The 17371-nt window shown below is 67.2% G+C and carries 18 protein-coding genes; 10 read left to right on the top strand and 8 right to left on the bottom strand.

Features of this window, described 5'->3' with window-relative positions:
• Positions 1 to 17: 17 nt before the first annotated feature.
• Both FHY06_RS04355 and FHY06_RS04350 read right to left on the bottom strand, forming a co-directional pair.
• Positions 18 to 212 (bottom strand): hypothetical protein, encoded by a 195-nt coding sequence (locus tag FHY06_RS04355; protein WP_026346157.1) that lies wholly within the window; start codon positions 210 to 212, stop codon positions 18 to 20.
• 153 nt (positions 213 to 365) lie between these two features.
• Positions 366 to 689, bottom strand: coding sequence for a hypothetical protein (locus FHY06_RS04350; protein WP_019652469.1), 324 nt, complete (start codon positions 687 to 689; stop codon positions 366 to 368).
• A gap of 219 nt (positions 690 to 908) precedes the next feature.
• Between FHY06_RS04350 and icd the strand changes: the two genes are divergently transcribed.
• The 7 genes from icd to FHY06_RS04315 all read left to right on the top strand — a co-directional run bounded on the left by icd (position 909) and on the right by FHY06_RS04315 (position 9406).
• The gene (icd, locus tag FHY06_RS04345) at positions 909 to 2168 is read left to right on the top strand and encodes an NADP-dependent isocitrate dehydrogenase (protein ID WP_019652470.1); all 1260 of its coding nucleotides are present in this window, start codon (positions 909 to 911) and stop codon (positions 2166 to 2168) included.
• A gap of 249 nt (positions 2169 to 2417) precedes the next feature.
• On the top strand, positions 2418 to 2777 hold the full coding sequence (clpS, locus tag FHY06_RS04340) for an ATP-dependent Clp protease adapter ClpS (protein WP_038113980.1): 360 nt from the start codon (positions 2418 to 2420) through the stop codon (positions 2775 to 2777).
• Positions 2778 to 2844: 67 nt separating this feature from the next.
• A complete protein-coding gene (gene clpA, locus FHY06_RS04335; protein ID WP_019652472.1) occupies positions 2845 to 5166 on the top strand; it encodes an ATP-dependent Clp protease ATP-binding subunit ClpA in 2322 nt (773 codons plus the stop codon).
• A gap of 104 nt (positions 5167 to 5270) precedes the next feature.
• Entirely contained in the window at positions 5271 to 6716 is a 1446-nt protein-coding gene (cls, locus tag FHY06_RS04330; protein WP_126181946.1) for a cardiolipin synthase, read from the top strand.
• On the top strand, positions 6717 to 8156 hold the full coding sequence (gene sbcB, locus FHY06_RS04325) for an exodeoxyribonuclease I (protein ID WP_184603566.1): 1440 nt from the start codon (positions 6717 to 6719) through the stop codon (positions 8154 to 8156). It begins immediately after the preceding gene.
• A gap of 32 nt (positions 8157 to 8188) precedes the next feature.
• On the top strand, positions 8189 to 8923 hold the full coding sequence (locus FHY06_RS34800) for a CatB-related O-acetyltransferase (RefSeq protein WP_184603565.1): 735 nt from the start codon (positions 8189 to 8191) through the stop codon (positions 8921 to 8923).
• Positions 8924 to 8950: 27 nt separating this feature from the next.
• Positions 8951 to 9406 carry a DUF3574 domain-containing protein gene (locus FHY06_RS04315; RefSeq protein WP_019652476.1) on the top strand — a complete coding sequence of 152 codons (456 nt, stop codon included), beginning with the start codon at positions 8951 to 8953 and terminating at the stop codon, positions 9404 to 9406.
• Positions 9407 to 9439: 33 nt separating this feature from the next.
• Here FHY06_RS04315 and FHY06_RS04310 read toward each other — a convergent pair whose 3' ends face one another.
• Entirely contained in the window at positions 9440 to 10429 is a 990-nt protein-coding gene (locus tag FHY06_RS04310) for a Bug family tripartite tricarboxylate transporter substrate binding protein (protein ID WP_260310011.1), read from the bottom strand.
• 69 nt (positions 10430 to 10498) lie between these two features.
• Between FHY06_RS04310 and FHY06_RS04305 the strand changes: the two genes are divergently transcribed.
• On the top strand, positions 10499 to 11344 hold the full coding sequence (locus FHY06_RS04305) for an NAD-dependent protein deacetylase (RefSeq protein WP_126181941.1): 846 nt from the start codon (positions 10499 to 10501) through the stop codon (positions 11342 to 11344).
• On the opposite strand, the gene FHY06_RS04300 is transcribed toward FHY06_RS04305, so the two are convergent.
• Genes FHY06_RS04300 through FHY06_RS04285 form a run of 4 tightly spaced genes read right to left on the bottom strand, consistent with a single transcriptional unit; the run spans position 11341 to position 13832 of the window.
• The gene (locus FHY06_RS04300; protein ID WP_221404094.1) at positions 11341 to 12180 is read right to left on the bottom strand and encodes an alpha/beta hydrolase; all 840 of its coding nucleotides are present in this window, start codon (positions 12178 to 12180) and stop codon (positions 11341 to 11343) included. The two genes, FHY06_RS04305 and FHY06_RS04300, sit on opposite strands and share 4 nt — an antisense overlap.
• A gap of 35 nt (positions 12181 to 12215) precedes the next feature.
• Entirely contained in the window at positions 12216 to 13076 is an 861-nt protein-coding gene (locus tag FHY06_RS04295) for a sterol desaturase family protein (RefSeq protein ID WP_184603563.1), read from the bottom strand.
• Between the two features lie 4 nt (positions 13077 to 13080).
• Positions 13081 to 13371, bottom strand: coding sequence for an EF-hand domain-containing protein (locus FHY06_RS04290; protein WP_184603561.1), 291 nt, complete (start codon positions 13369 to 13371; stop codon positions 13081 to 13083).
• A 17-nt stretch (positions 13372 to 13388) separates the two neighbouring features.
• A complete protein-coding gene (locus FHY06_RS04285) occupies positions 13389 to 13832 on the bottom strand; it encodes a hypothetical protein (RefSeq protein WP_184603559.1) in 444 nt (147 codons plus the stop codon).
• A gap of 193 nt (positions 13833 to 14025) precedes the next feature.
• Between FHY06_RS04285 and ompR the strand changes: the two genes are divergently transcribed.
• Both ompR and FHY06_RS04275 read left to right on the top strand, forming a co-directional pair.
• Positions 14026 to 14748 (top strand): osmolarity response regulator transcription factor OmpR, encoded by a 723-nt coding sequence (gene ompR / locus FHY06_RS04280; RefSeq protein WP_184603556.1) that lies wholly within the window; start codon positions 14026 to 14028, stop codon positions 14746 to 14748.
• A complete protein-coding gene (locus tag FHY06_RS04275) occupies positions 14745 to 16073 on the top strand; it encodes an ATP-binding protein (protein ID WP_184603554.1) in 1329 nt (442 codons plus the stop codon). The genes ompR and FHY06_RS04275 overlap by 4 nt, the downstream gene beginning before the upstream one ends.
• A gap of 9 nt (positions 16074 to 16082) precedes the next feature.
• On the opposite strand, the gene FHY06_RS04270 is transcribed toward FHY06_RS04275, so the two are convergent.
• Positions 16083 to 17369, bottom strand: a complete 1287-nt coding sequence (locus FHY06_RS04270) for an amidohydrolase family protein (protein WP_126181935.1) — start codon at positions 17367 to 17369, stop codon at positions 16083 to 16085.
• Between the last annotated feature and the right edge of the window lie 2 nt (positions 17370 to 17371).

Raw genomic sequence — 17371 nt, 5'->3', positions numbered from 1 at the left:
CCGGTGAGCGTGGAAGCTTACACCTTCTTGGCAGCGGCCGTGTGGGCCTTGGCCACGTGGCGAACCTTGTGCTTCTTGGCTGCGTGCTTCTTGGCCGAAGCGTGCTTGGCAGCCTTGGCGGGAGCGGGAGCAGCCGGAGCGGGTTCGGCTTGTTGAGCGAAAGCGCCGACTGCGAAGAGACCGGCGACCAGGGCTGCGAGCAGCTTGTTCATGAACATATCCTTTGAAATTCGTTGATCTGGATTGCCCTCCCTGCGGAAGGTAGACATTCAACGGAGGCCACTGCGCACGGTTGACACCAACGTGGACACCTCAAGCGAAAAAAAAGCGCTCCGAAGAGCGCTTCTTTTGCGGGGCAGGCCGAATTACTTCGGGGTGCCGCCTTGGGTCGACTTGCGCTTGATGCTGCCGTCCTTGTTGCGACGACGCTGGTCGCGGGTTTCAGCGCGCTTCTCGCCGGAGGCTGCAGCCTTGTCGGCACCGATGGCGCCGCCTTCGGGGGTCTTGGCTTCGTCGCCGGCCGGAGCCTTGACCTGGCCAGCGGGCTTGGCAGCCTTCTTGGCTTCGGCGCGTTGCTGCGACTTGCTGTTTGTGGCGTTGCCTTGCTCGGGCGTCGTGCCGGCCGGGTTCTGGGCGTAAGCGCCAGCGGCGAACAGGCCGGCGATCATGACTGCGAGAATTTTGCTCATTGATGATTCCTCTATCGAGAATTGGTTGGAAACGCCTCCCGGCGAGCAGAAGGTCAGCCACTAACGACGCCGTCGGGCCGTCGGTTGACAAACGCTTGCTGATGGGTTGCGTCTAAAATGTACAGCGATTTGTTCGCCGGCTGTACAGCGGAATGCGCGCCGTGTCTGAATTCGCTGACAGTTGTCAAAAGTACGTCAATCCCGGAGCCGCCTCCCTTCATGACCAGTTATCAGCACATCAAAGTCCCGACCGAAGGCCAGAAGATCACGGTCAACGCCGACAACTCTCTCAATGTGCCTGACCAACCGATCATTCCTTTCATCGAGGGTGACGGCACCGGACTCGATATCACTCCGGTGATGCTGAAGGTGGTGGATGCCGCGGTGGCCAAGGCCTACGGCGGCAAGAAGAAGATCCACTGGATGGAGGTCTACGCCGGCGAGAAGTCGACCAAGGTCTATGGCCCCGATGTCTGGCTCCCCGAGGAAACGCTGCAAGCCGTGCGCGACTACGTGGTTTCCATCAAGGGCCCGCTGACCACGCCGGTCGGCGGCGGCATCCGGTCGCTGAACGTGGCGCTGCGCCAGGAGCTCGACCTCTACGTGTGCCTGCGCCCCATCCAGTATTTCGAAGGCGTTCCAAGCCCGGTGCGCGAGCCGCACAAGACCAACATGGTGATCTTCCGCGAGAACTCGGAGGACATCTATGCCGGCATCGAGTTCGAGGCCGAAAGCGAGAAGGCGAAGAAGCTCATCAAGTTCCTGCAGGAAGAGATGGGGGTCAAGAAGATCCGCTTCCCCGAGACCTCGGGCCTTGGTGTCAAGCCGGTGTCGCGCGAAGGCACGGAGCGCCTCGTGCGCAAGGCGCTGCAATACGCCATCGACAACGACAAGCCCAGCGTCACCCTGGTGCACAAGGGCAACATCATGAAGTTCACCGAAGGCAGCTTCCGCGACTGGGGCTACGGCCTGGCCGCGAAGGAGTTCGGTGCGGAACTGATCGACGGCGGCCCGTGGATGAAGTTCAAGAACCCGAAGACGGGCAAGGAAATCACCGTCAAGGACAGCATCGCCGATGCCTTCCTGCAACAGATCCTGCTGCGTCCCGCCGAATACAGCGTGATCGCCACGCTCAACCTCAATGGCGACTACGTGTCCGACGCCCTGGCGGCCCAGGTCGGCGGCATCGGCATCGCCCCGGGTGCGAACATGAGCGACACCGTCGCGATGTTCGAGGCCACCCATGGCACGGCCCCCAAGTACGCCGGCAAGGACTACGTGAACCCCGGTTCCGAGATCCTCTCGGCCGAAATGATGCTGCGCCACATGGGCTGGAAGGAAGCCGCCGACCTGATCATCAGCTCGATGGAGAAGTCCATCGCCAGCAAGAAGGTCACCTATGACTTCGCCCGCCTGATGGAGGGTGCGACACAGGTGAGCTGCTCGGGCTTCGGCCAGGTGATGATCGACAACATGTAATTGCTGCGCGTCCCGGCGCCGCGGGCGTCGTGGCCGTACACGGCGGGCCCTTGAACTTCCGGAAGGAATTCAAGGGCTTTTTATTGCGTCTTCAATCGGGGTTTCGCCGGATTTTTTGCCTAAAACTCTTCGCGGCGCCGCCTTGGGGGAACACTGTCGCAAGCGCCGCAAACCCCTTGAATTGTCGGATAGGCGCCACCACGTTTTTTTGCTCGGCACGGCGCTTGCACGCTCTATAGAATGATTTTCATGGCAACGAGAATTCCAAAGACTCCAGGCACTCCGCCGGCGCAGAAACCGGCCGGGGACGACGGAGATTCGGTGGTCATCGAGCGCCGGCCGCAAAGAACCGCGCCGCCGCAGATGTACCAGGTGGTGATGCTCAACGACGACTACACGCCGATGGAGTTCGTGATCGTCGTGCTGCAGGAATATTTCAGCAAGGATCGCGAAACCGCTACCCAGATCATGCTCAAGATCCACCTCGATGGCCGGGGCGTCTGTGGGGTTTATTCCCGCGATATGGCGGCCACCAAGGTCAATCAGGTCATGGAGGCCGCCCAGCAGGCGGGGCATCCGCTCCAATGCATCAGCGAACCTGTTGCATGAACCAGTTGAATTGCGCAAGCTCCAACCCATCTGAGAACTTATTTACAGCAAGGCAAAAGGAAATCACATGATTGCCCAGGAACTGGAAGTCAGCTTGCACATGGCCTTCGTCGAGGCCCGGCAGCAGCGCCACGAGTTCATCACCGTGGAGCATCTGCTGCTCGCTTTGCTGGACAACCCGAGTGCCGCGGAAGTTCTGCGCGCCTGCTCGGCCAACGTCGACGACCTGCGGGCGTCGCTCACCAACTTCATCAAGGACAACACCCCCCAGGTGGCGGGTACCGACGATGTCGACACCCAGCCCACCCTGGGTTTCCAGCGCGTGATCCAGCGCGCCATCATGCATGTGCAGTCCACCGGAAACGGCAAGAAGGAAGTCACCGGCGCCAACGTGCTGGTTGCGATCTTCGGTGAGAAGGATTCGCACGCCGTGTACTACCTGCACCAGCAGGGCGTCACCCGCCTCGACGTGGTGAACTTCATCGCCCACGGCATCAAGAAGAGCGATCCGCCGGAAGCCGTCAAGGGCAGCGGCGAAGCTCCCTCGGGTGAAGGCGAGGAGGGCGGCGGCGAGCGCAACGAGAAGGCTTCGCCGCTCGAGCAGTTCACCCAGAACCTCAACCAGATGGCCAAGGACGGCAAGATCGATCCGCTGATCGGCCGCGAGTACGAGGTCGAGCGCGTCATCCAGATCCTGTGCCGTCGGCGCAAGAACAACCCGCTGCTGGTCGGCGAGGCCGGCGTGGGCAAGACCGCGATCGCCGAGGGCCTCGCATGGCGCATCACGCAAGGCGACGTGCCGGAGATCCTGGCCGAGTCGAACGTGTTCTCGCTCGACATGGGCGCGCTGCTGGCCGGCACCAAGTACCGCGGTGATTTCGAGCAGCGCCTCAAGGGCGTGCTCAAGTCGCTCAAGGACAAGCCGAACGCCATCCTCTTCATCGACGAGATCCACACCCTGATCGGTGCGGGCGCAGCCTCGGGCGGCACGCTCGATGCGTCGAACCTGCTCAAGCCGGCGCTTTCCAGCGGCCAGCTCAAGTGCATCGGCGCGACCACCTTCACGGAGTACCGCGGCATCTTCGAAAAGGATGCGGCCCTGTCGCGTCGTTTCCAGAAGGTCGACGTGGTCGAGCCGTCGGTGCAGGAGACCGTCGACATCCTGAAGGGGCTGAAGTCGCGCTTCGAGGAGCACCATGGCGTGAAGTACGCCGTGGCGGCCCTGCAGGCTGCGGCCGAGCTCAGCGCCAAGTACATCAATGACCGTCACCTGCCCGACAAGGCGATCGACGTCATCGACGAGGCCGGCGCTGCCCAGCGCATCCTGCCGCCGAGCAAGCGCAAGAAGACCATCAGCAAGAGCGAAGTCGAGGAAATCGTCGCGAAGATCGCGCGCATTCCCCCTGCCAACGTCAGCAATGACGACCGCAGCAAGCTGCAGACCATCGAGCGCGACCTCAAGAGCGTGGTGTTCGGCCAGGACAAGGCGCTCGAAGTGCTCGCCTCGGCGGTCAAGATGGCTCGCTCGGGCCTGGGCAAGGGCGACAAGCCGATTGGCTCGTTCCTGTTCTCCGGTCCCACCGGTGTCGGCAAGACCGAAGCCGCGAAGCAGCTCGCCTACATCATGGGCATCGAGCTGATCCGCTTCGACATGTCGGAATACATGGAACGGCACGCGGTGAGCCGCCTGATCGGCGCGCCTCCGGGCTATGTCGGGTTCGACCAGGGCGGTCTGCTGACCGAAGCCATCACGAAGAAGCCGCACGCGGTGCTGCTGCTCGACGAAATCGAGAAGGCGCATCCGGACATCTTCAACGTGCTGCTGCAGGTCATGGACCATGGCACGCTGACCGACAACAACGGGCGCAAGGCCGACTTCCGCAACGTCATCATCATCATGACGACGAACGCGGGTGCCGAGACCATGAACAAGGCGACCATCGGCTTCACCAACCCGAGGCAGGCCGGCGACGAGATGGGCGACATCAAGCGCTTGTTCTCGCCCGAGTTCCGCAACCGGCTGGACGCCATCGTCAACTTCAAGGCGCTCGACGAACAGGTCATCCTGCGCGTGGTCGACAAGTTCCTGCTGCAGCTGGAAACCCAGCTCAGCGAGAAGAAGGTGGAAGTCACCTTCAGCGACAAGCTGCGCAAGCACCTGGCGAAGAAGGGCTTCGATCCGCTGATGGGCGCACGGCCGATGCAGCGTCTGATCCAGGACACTATCCGTCGTGCACTGGCCGACGAGCTGCTGTTCGGACGCCTCACCGACGGTGGACGCCTCGAAGTCGATCTCGACGACAAGGACGAAGTGCTGCTGGACATCCAGCCGCTTCCGAAGAAGGAAGGCAAGTCGAAGCCTGAAGCCGAGGAAGCAGCGGCAGGCTGATCGCTTGCGGTTCCTGAAATGAAGCCAAAGGCCGGTAGCATCGCTACCGGCCTTTTTCTTTGGGCCCGTCCATATCGAATCGCCGTCCCAGCCGCCTTCCCGCCTTGATCCTCCCCGAACTCAGCAACGAATGGAAAACCGGCCTCTCCCTCGCGTGGAGCGGCTACATCGCGGTGCTGTCGGTCTGGATCGTGATGCAGAAGCGCGCGCCGGTGTCGACGATGAGCTGGATCCTCTCACTGGCGCTGCTGCCGTTCGCGGGGTTCGTCGTCTATTACTTCCTCGGGCCGCAGCGGCTGAAGAAGCAGCGCCTGAAGCGCCTGCGCAGCCGCGCCAGCGCCTCCTCGCAGGCCGACCTGGCAAGGCTGCGCGACGCGGCTCAGAACGCGCCGCCCGCGCTGCAGCAGATGGCCAAGCTCGGCACCGCGACCTGCGGGCTGCCGGTGTCGAGCGCGCTCGACGTCGAGCTGCTCTCGGGCGGCGCACGCACCTTCGATGCGATCTTCGATGCCGTTCGCGCCGCGCAGGACCACATCCACCTCGAGTACTACATCTTCGAGCCAGACCGCATCGGCACCGCGCTGCGCGACCTGCTCATCGAGCGTGCGAGAGAGGGCGTCACGGTGCGCCTGCTGATCGATGCGCTGGGCTCCAAGCGCATCGGCCGCAAGTTCATGGCGCCGATGCTGGAGGCCGGCATCAAGGTGGCGCTCTTCCATGACACCAAGATCGGCCGGCGCCTGCGCCCAGTGACCAACTACCGCACCCACCGCAAGATCGTGGTGTGCGACGGCCGTGTCGGCTTCACCGGCGGCGTGAACATCACCGACGAGGAAGACAAGCGCACCAACCCCGACGCCTACCACGACGTGCACCTGCGCATCGAAGGCAGTGCCGTGCGCTGGCTGCAGACCACCTTCCTTGAAGACTGGACCTACGCCACCGGCGAAGACCCGCGCGGCATGGACGACGCGCTCAACGACATGCTGCCGCAGCTGGAGGCCGGCCACATTCCGGTACAGATCGTCACGAGCGGCCCCGACAGTCCGATGGAAGCCATACACCGCATGCACGTCGAGGCCATCCATTCGGCCACGCACCGAGCCTGGCTCACCACGCCGTACTTCGTGCCCGGCGAGCCGGCACTGATGGCGCTCACGAGCGCTGCGCTGCGCGGCGTCGACGTGCGCCTGCTGGTGCCGCGCCGCAGCGACTCGGCCGTCGTGAGCGCCGCCGCGCGGTCGTACTTCGACGAGCTGATCGCTGCCGGCGTGAAGGTATGGGAGTACAAGGCGCGCATGCTGCATTCCAAGACCCTGGTGGTGGACGATCATTGCGCGATGATCGGCACCGCCAACTTCGACAACCGCAGCTTCCGCCTCAACTTCGAGGTCAGCGCGGTGGTTTACGGCCCCGAGCTGACGCGTCCGCTGGCGGCGCAGTTCGAGACCGACCTGCACAGTTCCGGCGCGGTGCGCGCCAACCGGCGCCAGGGTTTCTGGCGCCGCCTCGGCGACGCCATCGCGCGCCTGTTTTCACCCCTGCTCTGAATGAACCACACTTTTCTCTGGCACGACTACGAAACCTTCGGCGCGGTGCCGCGCCGCGACCGTCCGTCGCAGTTCGCGGCCGTGCGCACCGACGCGGAGCTCAACGAGGTCGGCGAGCCGCTGATGATCTACTGCAAGCCCGCGCCGGACTACCTGCCCAGCCCCGAAGCCTGCCTGATCACCGGCATCACGCCGCAGCTGTGCCTGGAGCGTGGCGTTCCCGAGCATGAGTTCGCCGCGCAGATCGAGCGCGCCTTCTCGCAGCCCGGCACCATCGGCGTGGGCTACAACACCATCCGCTTCGACGACGAGGTCACGCGCTTCCTCTTCTGGCGCAACCTGATCGATCCGTACGCCCGCGAATGGCAGAACGAATGCGGCCGCTGGGACCTGCTCGACGTGGTGCGCCTCACCTATGCGCTGCGGCCCGACGGCATCGAGTGGCCGAAGAAGGAAGACGGCAAGCCCAGCTTCAAGCTCGAAGACCTGGCGCGCGCCAACGGCCTGCTCCACGAGTCGGCACATGATGCCTTGTCCGACGTGCGCGCCACCATCGCGCTGGCCCGCCTCATCCGCAGCAAGCAGCCCAAGCTGTTCGACTTCGCCTTCGGCCTGCACAGGAAGGACCGCGTCGCCACCGAACTCGGCCTGCCCGCGACGCGCGAGACCGCGAAGCCCTTCCTGCATGTCTCGGGCATGTTCCCGGTCGAGCGCGGCTGCCTCGCCGTGATGTGGCCGCTGGCGAGCCATCCCACCAACAAGAACGAGCTGTTGGCCTGGGACCTGGCCCACGACCCGAGCGAACTGCGCGACATCGACGTCGAGACGCTGCGGCTGCGCCTATTCACCCGCACCGCCGACCTGCCGGAGGGCGTGGTGCGCCTGCCGGTCAAGGGCGTGCACCTCAACAAGTCGCCGATGGTCGTCGGCAACCTGCGCACGCTCGCGGCGCCCATGGCCGAGCGCTGGGGCGTCGACCTGGAGGCGGCGATGCGCCACGCGGCCATCGCGCGCGACCTGCCCGACATGAGCGCGATCTGGTCGCAGGTATATGCCCGCCCCAAGGAGGCCGCGCCCGACGTCGACGAGGACCTGTACGGCGGCTTCGTCGGCAATGCCGACCGGCGGCGCCTGAACCAGTTGCGCGGCCTCTCGCCCGAGGAACTGGCCAAGGACCGCACCGGCTTCGACGACGGCCGGCTCGAAGAGCTCCTCTTCCGCTACCGCGCCCGCAACTGGCCCGAACTGCTGAACGAGGACGAGACCGAGCGTTGGGAAGCGCTGCGCGTCGCCAGGCTCTTCAAGGGCGAGGGCGGCGCACGCACCATCGAGATGCTGTTCAGCGAGGTCGACGCGCTCTCCGAGAACGCCGACGAGCGCGGGGAGGAGATCCTCGGCGCGCTCTACGAATACGCCGAGGCCATCGCGCCCGAGGCCTGATCGACGCAACGACACAGCGGAGCGCCCAGCCCATGAGCCTGACGATCAACGCGGAACTGTCGAAGGGGCTCGAAAGCTACGGGCTCTTCCTCTCCGAAGGCTGCCTGCTGCCGACGCCGTTGCGCTTCGAGACGCCGGTGCGCATCTGGCATTCGGCGCAGCTGCATGCCAGCTGCTCCATCGGCGCCTATTCGAGCATCTCGCCCGGCGTGCTGCTCGTCGACGTTCGCATGGGGCGCTATTGCTCGATCGGCGACGGCGTGCAGACCCTGTCCGACCATCCGGCCGACTGGTTCACCACGCACATGCTGGCCTACGCGCCGAATTTTCCGGAGCCCTACCGGCACCAGTCCGTCGGGCAGTTCGCTTCGCACTCGCCGGTGACCATCGGCAACGACGTGTGGATCGGCTCGCGCGTGAGCCTCAAGAGCGGCATCACCATCGGCGACGGCGCGGTGATCGGCGCGGGCGCCGTGGTGACGCACGATGTGGAGCCGTTCACCGTGGTGGGCGGCGTGCCCGCGCGGGTCATCCGCCGGCGTTTTCCGGATGCGCTGGTGGAGCGCATCCTTGCCTGCCCCTGGTGGGACTGGGACCTGCGCGCGCTGGCGCTCGACTGGCAGCACCCGGACGCTGCCCAGTCGATGCTGGAGGAGGCCGTTGCCGAGAACCGCCTTTCGCGCTGGAATCCCGGCTGGAGGCTGCTCGACCGCGGCCAGCCGCCGGGCGAGGGTCAGCCGGCGCCGCTGGTCCTGCTGCCGGGCTGAGTGAGGTCGACGCACCGAGGTGTTTGCATGACAACGACGACGGCAACCATCCTTTCTCCCGGCCGTGCCGCGCTGGCGGCCGCCGCGGCGGCGATCGCGCTCGCCGGGTGCGGGAGCCTGCCGCCCGCGCCTGTTGGCGCGAACGCCTGCGCAAGCGGCTTCGAGGCCTTCGAGCGCGACACGCTGTACTTCGGCCGTGCCATTCCCTCGGGTGGCCAGGTCTCCGATGCCGAATGGACCGCCTTCTTGGACAGCGCGGTGACACCGGCCTTTCCCCAGGGGCTCACGGTGATCGACGCGGCGGGCCAGTGGCGCGGCATGTCCGGCGAGGTCGTGCGCGAGCGCTCCAAGCTGGTGGTGCTGCTGCACGCCCGCAGCGAGAAGGACGACGCGGCCATCGCAACCATAGTCGGCAGCTACCGCCAGCGATTCGCACAGGAGGCGGTGCTGCAGGAGAGGCAGGCCGTCTGCGTCCGCTTCTGAAGGGTTCTGTGGGCCGCCCGAGCGGCCGCGAGGCTACAGCTTGATGCCGGCACCCTTGACCGTCGGCCCGAGCACTTCGACCTGCTCCTTCACGAAGCCGTTGAACACGGCCACCGACTCCGGTTTCGCGACGATGCCCAACTCGGTCAGCTTCTTCTGGATATCGGGCATGGCCAGCACCTCGTTGCATGCGGCATTGAGGCGCGCCACCACGTCCGGCGGCAGCTTGGCCGGCCCCGAGAGGCCGAAGAAGTTCTCCAGCACCAGCTTCGGCTGACGCAGCTCGACCATCGTCGGCACCTCCGGCATCAGCGGCGAACGCTGCGTGCCCGTCACGGCCAGCGGCACCAGCTGGCCGCTCTTGAAGAAGGGAACGTACGAGGTGATGACGTCGATGCCCACCGGGATGGTGTTGGCGATGAGGTCGGTGCTCATCGGCGCACCGCCGCGATAGGGCACGTGCACCATGTTGATCCCGGTGATCTTCTTCAGCAGCTCGCCGTGGACGTGCCCGATGGACCCGGGCCCGCCCGAGCCGAAGTCGATGCGGCCTTCCTTGCGCGCCAGCGCCTCGAAGTCGGCGAAGGTCTTGAGGCCGGAGCCCTTGCTCGCCATGATCACCAGCGGCGCCGCCCCGAGGTAGGCGACATGGGTGAAGCCCGTGACGGGGTCGTAGGGCAGCTTGTCGAGCGTGAATGGGCCGAGCGCGATCGGCGTGGTGTTCGACAGCATCAGCGTGTAGCCGTCGGCCGGTGAGGACGCCACCAGCGCGCCGCCGATGGTGCCGCCCGCGCCGGGCTTGTTGTCGACCACCACGGGCTGCCCCAGCTTCTTCGCGAGCTGTTCCGCCATCACGCGGGCGAGCACGTCGCTGGAGCCGCCGGGCGGGAAGGTCACGATGATCTTGATGGCCCGGTCGGGCCATTGGGCGAAGGCGGGCAGGGCTGCGCCGACGAGGCCTGCGGCAAGGATCTGCATCGCAGCGCGCCGCGTAGGGCGATGGGGGCTTGAGTGGTGGTTCATGGCGTTCTCCGGCGACGGGCAAGAGCCATGGCTTTAGCAGGAATCGGGCCGCCGACTTATGCTCGCCGCATGTCCGCCAACCTCGCCGCCAACCCTGCTGCCTACGCCGGGCTCGCCGACTTCGCCACGCGCCACCGCAAGCTCTTCGTGCTCACCGGCGCGGGCTGCAGCACCGAATCGGGCATTCCCGACTACCGCGACGTCGATGGCGAATGGAAACGTCCGTCGCCGGTCACCTACCAGGCCTTCATGGGTGAGGAATCCACGCGCAAGCGCTACTGGGCGCGCAGCCTGATCGGCTGGCCGACGATGGCGGGTGCCCGCCCGGGTGCTGCGCACCACGCACTGGCGCGGCTGGGCGAGGCGGGCCGCGTCGGCCTGCTGCTCACGCAGAACGTCGACGGCCTGCACGAGGCTGCCGGCAGCCGCGGTGCCATCGACCTGCACGGGCGCATCGACACCGTGCGCTGCATGGGCTGCGAGCGGCGCACGCCGCGCGCAGAGCTGCAGCTCGAACTGCGGCGACGCAATCCGCGCTGGGCCGAGCTGGAAGCCCGCGCCGCGCCCGACGGCGACGCCGACCTCGACGGCCGTGATTTCTCCGACTTCGACGTGCCGGCCTGTCCGCACTGCGGCGGCCTGCTCAAGCCCGACGTGGTGTTCTTCGGTGAAAGCGTGCCGAAGGAGCGCGTCACCGCCGCCTTCGCCGCGCTGGAGGAGGCCGATGCGGTGCTCGTGGCCGGTTCGTCGCTGATGGTCTATTCGGGCTTCCGCTTCGTGCAGGCGGCCGCCGCGGCGGGCAAGCCGGTGGCGGCGGTCAACCTGGGGCGCACCCGGGCAGATCCGCTGCTTTCGCTGAAGGTCGAGCGCCCGGTCGGCGAGGCGCTGACGGCGCTGGCGCAGGAGCTCGCCTAGCTTCGGCCCGATGCCTTGAGCAGCGAGCGGACGAAGGCATCCACTGTGGTGGTGTAGGCGCCCGGCAGCCCCAGCTCGGCGTTGATCTGCGCGTGCGAGAGATCTTCCGGCGCCACCTCGGCACGGCCGCCTGTCGCCGCGATGCGCGCCGCGAACTGCCTCGCCTGAGCGCAGGAGCCATCGCGGCGCTGGGTCGAGCACACCAGCAGCATCGGCGGCGCGCCGGAAGCCAGTGCGTCGGTGGGCGACACGCTGCGCCAGAAGGCCGGATCGCCGCCGAACACGCGGTCGTAGAAGGGCATGTGCCGGCGCTGCATCAGTTCGGCCGTATCGAGCGCCGCACTGTCGAGTGCCACGGTGCCGAGCCAGGGGCGGGCGCCTTGCTGGCGGGCAATGGAAGGCGATGCGCTGACCAGCGCCGCGAGATGCGCGCCGGCCGAGTGGCCCATGAGCACGATGCGGCCGGCATCACCGCCCCACGAAGGCGCGTTCGCCTGCGCAGTGGCGACGGCACGTGCGACGTCCTGCGCCTGCTGCATCACGTCGACCTGCGGCACGAAGCGATAGCTCACCGAGACCAGGATGAATCCCTGCTCGCGCACCCAGTGCTCGACTTTCCGGTCGACCACCGATGCGGCCGCCTTGTCGCCGAACATCCAGGCACCGCCGTGGACCATCACGAGCATCGGGGCACCTTGCTGCATCTTCGGCGGCAGGTAGACATCCATGCGCTGGCGCGGATCGGGGCCGTAGGGCTGGTCGGCCAGCAGGCGCACGTCCGGCTGTGCGACAGGCGAACCGGACGGCTGCGCCGTCGCGGGCAAGAAAGCCGTCATGCACAGCCAGGCTGCGCAGATCCGCAACAAACGAGTCATGACAGGGCTCCCGGGGGACCGAAAAGGGCAGAGATTTTCGCGCGCCACCCCTTGGCTCGCCAGAGGTCGCGGCCCAGGTTCGCCCATTCGTGGAATGCGATGCGCAGCGGGTTGTGCGTGAGCAGCGGCGTGGTCAGCCCATAGCGCAGCTGCACGTCGCCTCTTTCCTGTGCGAAGGTGCCGAACATCCTGTCGAACACGATCAGCACGCCGCCGTAGTTGCGGTCGAGGTATTCCGGGTTCGACGCATGGTGCACCTTGTGGTGCGCTGGCGTGTTCAGCACCCATTCGAGCGGCCCCAGGCGAGGCATCCACGGTGCGTGCAGCCAGAACTGGTAGAGCAGGTTGGCGGCGAGGGTTGCCACCACCGCCACCGGCGGAAAGCCCAGCCACACGAGTGGCGCGAAGAACAGCGCGGTGCCGGTGAGCTTGCCTGTCCAGCCAAGGCGCAGTGCGGCGGCCAGCGTGAGTTCGTTGGGCGAGTGGTGCACCGCGTGCGTGGCCCAGAACCAGCGCACCCGGTGCGCCGCGCGGTGATACCAGTAGTAGCAGAACTCCTGCCCCACGAAGAGCAGTGCGAAGGCCGCCGGCGTCGACAGCGAAATGGTGTCGACCCGGTGCGCATGCGCCCAGGCCAGCACCGGCGCAGCAATCGACAGGCCCAGCGCGTCGACCGCTCGCCGGCCCACCGCGTCGGCGAGCGAGGCGCCATAGGCGCGCCAGTCGTAGGACTGGCGCCGCACGAAGCTCTGGACCAGGCCTTCCAGCGTGGCTGCCGCGAGCACGAAGACGAGCAGGCCGGTCAGCCAGATGCCGATGGCGGGACCCATCGAATCACGGATCAAATCGAAGGCCATGGTGCTATTTTTGCCGTGCGCGGGGTTGCTGGGTCATGGCGTAGGCCTCTATCTGCTCCGTCGTCACGCTGCCCGCCCGGGCTCTGTCGATGGCGTCGAAATTGCGGTAGACCCAAGGCATCCTGCCGCGGGCTTCGTCACGGGTGAGGCGCCCGTCGGCGTCGATGTCTGCGGCGCCGAAACGCTTGTGCAGCTCGGTGCGCATCTGCGCGGCGCGGCCTGCATCGGGTGTCTGGGCGCAGGCGGCGAACGATGCCGTCGCGAGTGCCAGAAGGAGGACGTGGCATGTCTTCATGGCTTTTCTCTCCAGCATCAACGGCAGGGGATGACCGCGCCGGCCGCGCTGTAGCAGGTGGCGCTGTGCGTCAGGCCGCTGCCGCTGCTGTAGCTGGTGCTGCTCTGCACGCTGTTGCCGGTGACGGCGCTGGTGGCCGTGGTGCTGCGGCTCTGGGTCACGTTGCCCGATGCGTCGCGGCTCGCGCTGCCACTGCTTTCCACGCTGCCGCGTGCGCCGGCTGCTGCAAAGCCGCTGCGGTGGCTGGCCGAGCCGTCGGGGTTGACGGAAGTCGAGCCTGCGCGTGCGGCGTAGCCTCCGTAGGGCCCGCGTACCGCTCGCGTGTTGGTGGCGGTGGCGCCACCCGCCGAGTTGGGCCGCACCACATGCCGGCTGGCCGCATCCGCATCGGCGGGCGAGCCGGATGCCAGCATGGCGCCGGCCAGCACGGCGAAGGTGGACAGGGAAAGAACGCGCTTCATGTTCGGGACTCCTTGCGGTGCCGGCTCCGCACCGCGCGGGGCCGTTGCGGTGACTGTGGCCGCGAGATGTGAGCCATCCATGGCGCGGCCAGGCCCGTTCATGACAATCCGTGAGCGCTCCTGCGGACCTTGTCATCGTTTGTCATGATTTCCCGCGCGACCGGGCAGGGCGATCGCCGTTACGATCCGCCGCATGACCGAAGCGCTGGCCCGCATCCTGATTGCCGACGACGAAGCCGACCTGCGCGCGTTGCTGCAGCGCTACCTTGGCGACCAGGGCTATGCCGTGCGCACCGTCGAGAGCGCCCTGCCGCTCGACAAGCTGCTGGCGCGCGAGCGCTTCGACGTACTGGTGCTGGACGTCATGATGCCGGGCGAGGACGGGCTGGCCGTGTGCCGCCGGCTGCGTGCCCAGGGCGAGACCATTCCCATCCTGATGCTCACCGCGCGCGGCGACCCGGTCGACCGTATCGTCGGCCTCGAGATGGGCGCCGACGACTATCTGCCCAAGCCTTTCAACCCGCGCGAACTGCTGGCGCGCATTCAGGCGCTGGTGCGCCGCCAGCGCATGCTGGGTGCGCATGGCGGACCCGCGTCCTCGCAGGAAAGCGTGCGCTTCGGCGTGTTCACGCTGCACGTCGGAGAGCGGCGCCTCGAACGCGAATCGGACGGATCGAAGGAGAACGTTCCGCTGACCACCGGCGAGTTCGCCCTGCTGCAGGCGCTGGCGCTCAACGCCAATCGGCCCCTGGGCCGCGAGCGCCTGATCGAACTGGCCCATGGCCGTGACCATGAGGCGACCGACCGCAGCATCGACGTGCAGGTGATGCGGCTGCGCAAGCTGATCGAGGCTGACTCCGCCCAGCCGCGCCACATCCGCACCGTCTGGGGCGTGGGCTACCTGTTCGTGCCATGAGGCTCTTTCCCCGCAGCCTGTTCGGGCGTAACGCGCTGCTGATCGTCGTGCTGATCGTGCTGGGCCAGCTTGGCGGCGCGCTGCTGCTTCGCGAGATGGTGCTCAAGCCCCGCCTGGACCAGATCGCTGAAAGCGTGGCGCGCAACGTCGACGCGATCCGCTCCGGCCTGCTGGCGCTGCCGCCCGCGCAGCGGCCGGCCTTCGTCGATGGCTTCAATCGCCAGGCGCTCGCTGGCCGGGCCGATCGCGCAAGGCGGGCAGGCGAAGGACTGCGCCCGATGCTCACGCCGCTGGAGCGCAGCTTCGTGCGCTCGGTGTCGGCGCGCATCGCCAGCCTCGGTGTCGATGCCGTCTGGCGCCGCGAGGAGGACGGCGGCCTCGCGCTGCGGCTGATGGTCGACGGCAGCGAGCACTGGATCGTGATGCCCGGTGTGCTGCCGGCGCGCGAGTTCACGGGGGCGCTGGTGGCGGTGTCGATAGGCAGCGCGCTGCTCGCCCTGGCAGGAGCGCTGTGGTTCCAGCGCCGGCTCAACAGGCCGCTGGTGCGCGTGGTGCAGGCCGCGCAGACCCTGGCTGGTGGTCATGAGCCCGTGCCGTTGCCCGAAGACGGCCCCACCGAAGTGGCAACCGTGAGTCGCAGCTTCAATCAACTGGTCAGCAGCCTTCGCCAGACCGAGCGCGAGCGCGCCTTGATGCTGGCCGGCATCTCCCACGACCTTCGCACACCGCTCACCAAGCTACGCCTGGGAGTTGAAATACTGCGCGAGCGCATGGAGCCCGAACTCGTGAGCAGCATGACCCGCAGCGTGGAGGAAATGGACGCCATCGTGGGCCAGTTCCTCGATTTCGCGAGAGGCGAGGGGGACGAGAAGCCGGCGGCGACGTCGCTGGACGACATGGCGTGCTCGCTGGCTGCCGCCGGTGCCGACCATGGCCGCCCCCTGGTCCTGCAACTGGGCGACGTGCCCACTGTCGCCTTGCGTCCACAGGCCATGCGGCGCGCCATCGGCAACCTGATCGAGAACGCCTGGCGGCATGGCAGACCTCCGGTCGTTCTGTCGACCCGCGTGGATGGCGACGAGATCGTCGTCGAGGTCATCGACGGCGGCGATGGCGTCGAACCCGGCGAGGCCGACGCGCTCAGGCAGGCTTTTCGCCGCGGTCGTGCGGAGCGCGGCGGCGTGGCCGGCGCGGGGCTGGGGCTGGCGATCGTGCAGCGCATCGCGCAGGCGCACGGCGGGCGGCTTGAACTCGAGACGCCGCCCGGTGCCGGCCTGCATGCACGGCTGCGCCTGCCGATGCAGATCGCGCCGGGCGGCACGTAGCCTTCGCATTCAGTCCTGGGGCTTCGGCACCATCCAGCTCGTCGATTCGCCACGGCCGGGAAGGTGCAGGCTGGCCGTGGCAGCCGGCGTTTCGGCCAGCAGGCGGCCCTTGCGGAACACCTTGAGCCGTGCGGCGCGCAGGCGGATCGCCTCGACCGGGTCGCGCGCTTGCAGCAGCACGAAGCTGGCGTCGCAGCCGGCCTCGAGGCCGTAGTTCTCCAGGTGCATCACGCGCGCGGCATTGGTCGTCACCGCCTCGAAGCACTGGCGGATGCCTTCCTGGCTGGTCATCTGCGCCACGTGCAGGCCCATGTGTGCCACTTCGAGCATGTCGCCCGAGCCCATGCCGTACCAGGGGTCCATCACGCAGTCGTGGCCGAAGGCGACGTTCACGCCGGCGGCCATGAGCTCCGGCACGCGCGTCATGCCGCGGCGCTTGGGGTAGGTGTCGTGGCGGCCCTGCAGCGTGATGTTGATGAGCGGGTTGGAGACCACCGACACGCCGCTTTCGGCGATCAGCGGCAGCAGCTTGCTCACATAGTAGTTGTCCATCGAGTGCATCGAGGTGCAGTGCGAGCCCGTCACGCGGCCCTGCAGCGCCAGGCGCTGCGTCTCGAAGGCCAGCGTCTCGATGTGGCGAGAGAGCGGGTCGTCCGACTCGTCGCAGTGCATGTCGACCAGCTTGCCCCGGTCGGCCGCGATCTCGCACAGCAGCTTCACGCTGGCGGCGCCATCCGCCATGGTGCGCTCGAAGTGCGGGATGCCGCCGACCACGTCCACGCCCTTGTCGAGGGCGCGCTCAAGGTTCTCGACGCCGCCGGGCGAGCGCAGCACGCCGTCCTGCGGAAAGGCGACCAACTGAAGATCGAGATACGGCGCCACCTTGCGCCGGACCTCCAGCAGCGCATCGACCGCCAGCAGGCTCGGGTCGCTCGTGTCCACGTGCGAGCGCACCGCCAGCAGCCCCTTGGCCACCGCCCAGTCGCAATAGGCCAGCGCGCGCTCGATGAGCGCGTCGGCCGTCAGCAGCGGCTTCAGCTCGCCCCACAGCGCGATGCCTTCGAGCAGCGTGCCGCTCTGGTTGACGCGCGGCAGGCCGTAGCTCAGCGTGGCGTCCATGTGGAAATGCGGGTCGACGAAGTGGGGCGAGAGCAGCAGGCCCTGGGCGTCGAGCTTTTCGTGCGCCGGCGCATCGAGCCCGGGCGTGACTTCGGCGATGCACCCGTCCTGCACGGCGACCGACATGCCGGTGCGGCCGTCGGGGAGGGTGGCGTTGGTGATGAGGAGGTCGAGCATCG

Source organism: Variovorax atrisoli (genome assembly GCF_014195185.1).
GTDB lineage: Bacteria > Pseudomonadota > Gammaproteobacteria > Burkholderiales > Burkholderiaceae_C > Variovorax > Variovorax atrisoli.
This window is presented reverse-complemented; position numbering and strand designations above follow the sequence as displayed.

Excerpts from the sequence above, each read along its gene's own strand:
- FHY06_RS34800 (WP_184603565.1), top strand. The coding sequence starts at position 8,189 with ATGAGCCTGACGATCAACGCGGAACTGTCGAAGGGGCTCGAAAGCTAC.
- FHY06_RS04275 (WP_184603554.1), top strand. The coding sequence starts at position 14,745 with ATGAGGCTCTTTCCCCGCAGCCTGTTCGGGCGTAACGCGCTGCTGATC.
- FHY06_RS04305 (WP_126181941.1), top strand. The coding sequence starts at position 10,499 with ATGTCCGCCAACCTCGCCGCCAACCCTGCTGCCTACGCCGGGCTCGCC.
- ompR (WP_184603556.1), top strand. The coding sequence starts at position 14,026 with ATGACCGAAGCGCTGGCCCGCATCCTGATTGCCGACGACGAAGCCGAC.
- FHY06_RS04355 (WP_026346157.1), bottom strand. The coding sequence starts at position 212 with ATGAACAAGCTGCTCGCAGCCCTGGTCGCCGGTCTCTTCGCAGTCGGC.
- FHY06_RS04270 (WP_126181935.1), bottom strand. The coding sequence starts at position 17,369 with ATGCTCGACCTCCTCATCACCAACGCCACCCTCCCCGACGGCCGCACC.
- FHY06_RS04285 (WP_184603559.1), bottom strand. The coding sequence starts at position 13,832 with ATGAAGCGCGTTCTTTCCCTGTCCACCTTCGCCGTGCTGGCCGGCGCC.
- FHY06_RS04290 (WP_184603561.1), bottom strand. The coding sequence starts at position 13,371 with ATGAAGACATGCCACGTCCTCCTTCTGGCACTCGCGACGGCATCGTTC.
- FHY06_RS04295 (WP_184603563.1), bottom strand. The coding sequence starts at position 13,076 with ATGGCCTTCGATTTGATCCGTGATTCGATGGGTCCCGCCATCGGCATC.
- clpA (WP_019652472.1), top strand. The coding sequence starts at position 2,845 with ATGATTGCCCAGGAACTGGAAGTCAGCTTGCACATGGCCTTCGTCGAG.
- FHY06_RS04300 (WP_221404094.1), bottom strand. The coding sequence starts at position 12,180 with ATGACGGCTTTCTTGCCCGCGACGGCGCAGCCGTCCGGTTCGCCTGTC.
- clpS (WP_038113980.1), top strand. The coding sequence starts at position 2,418 with ATGGCAACGAGAATTCCAAAGACTCCAGGCACTCCGCCGGCGCAGAAA.
- FHY06_RS04315 (WP_019652476.1), top strand. The coding sequence starts at position 8,951 with ATGACAACGACGACGGCAACCATCCTTTCTCCCGGCCGTGCCGCGCTG.
- FHY06_RS04310 (WP_260310011.1), bottom strand. The coding sequence starts at position 10,429 with ATGAACCACCACTCAAGCCCCCATCGCCCTACGCGGCGCGCTGCGATG.
- sbcB (WP_184603566.1), top strand. The coding sequence starts at position 6,717 with ATGAACCACACTTTTCTCTGGCACGACTACGAAACCTTCGGCGCGGTG.
- FHY06_RS04350 (WP_019652469.1), bottom strand. The coding sequence starts at position 689 with ATGAGCAAAATTCTCGCAGTCATGATCGCCGGCCTGTTCGCCGCTGGC.
- icd (WP_019652470.1), top strand. The coding sequence starts at position 909 with ATGACCAGTTATCAGCACATCAAAGTCCCGACCGAAGGCCAGAAGATC.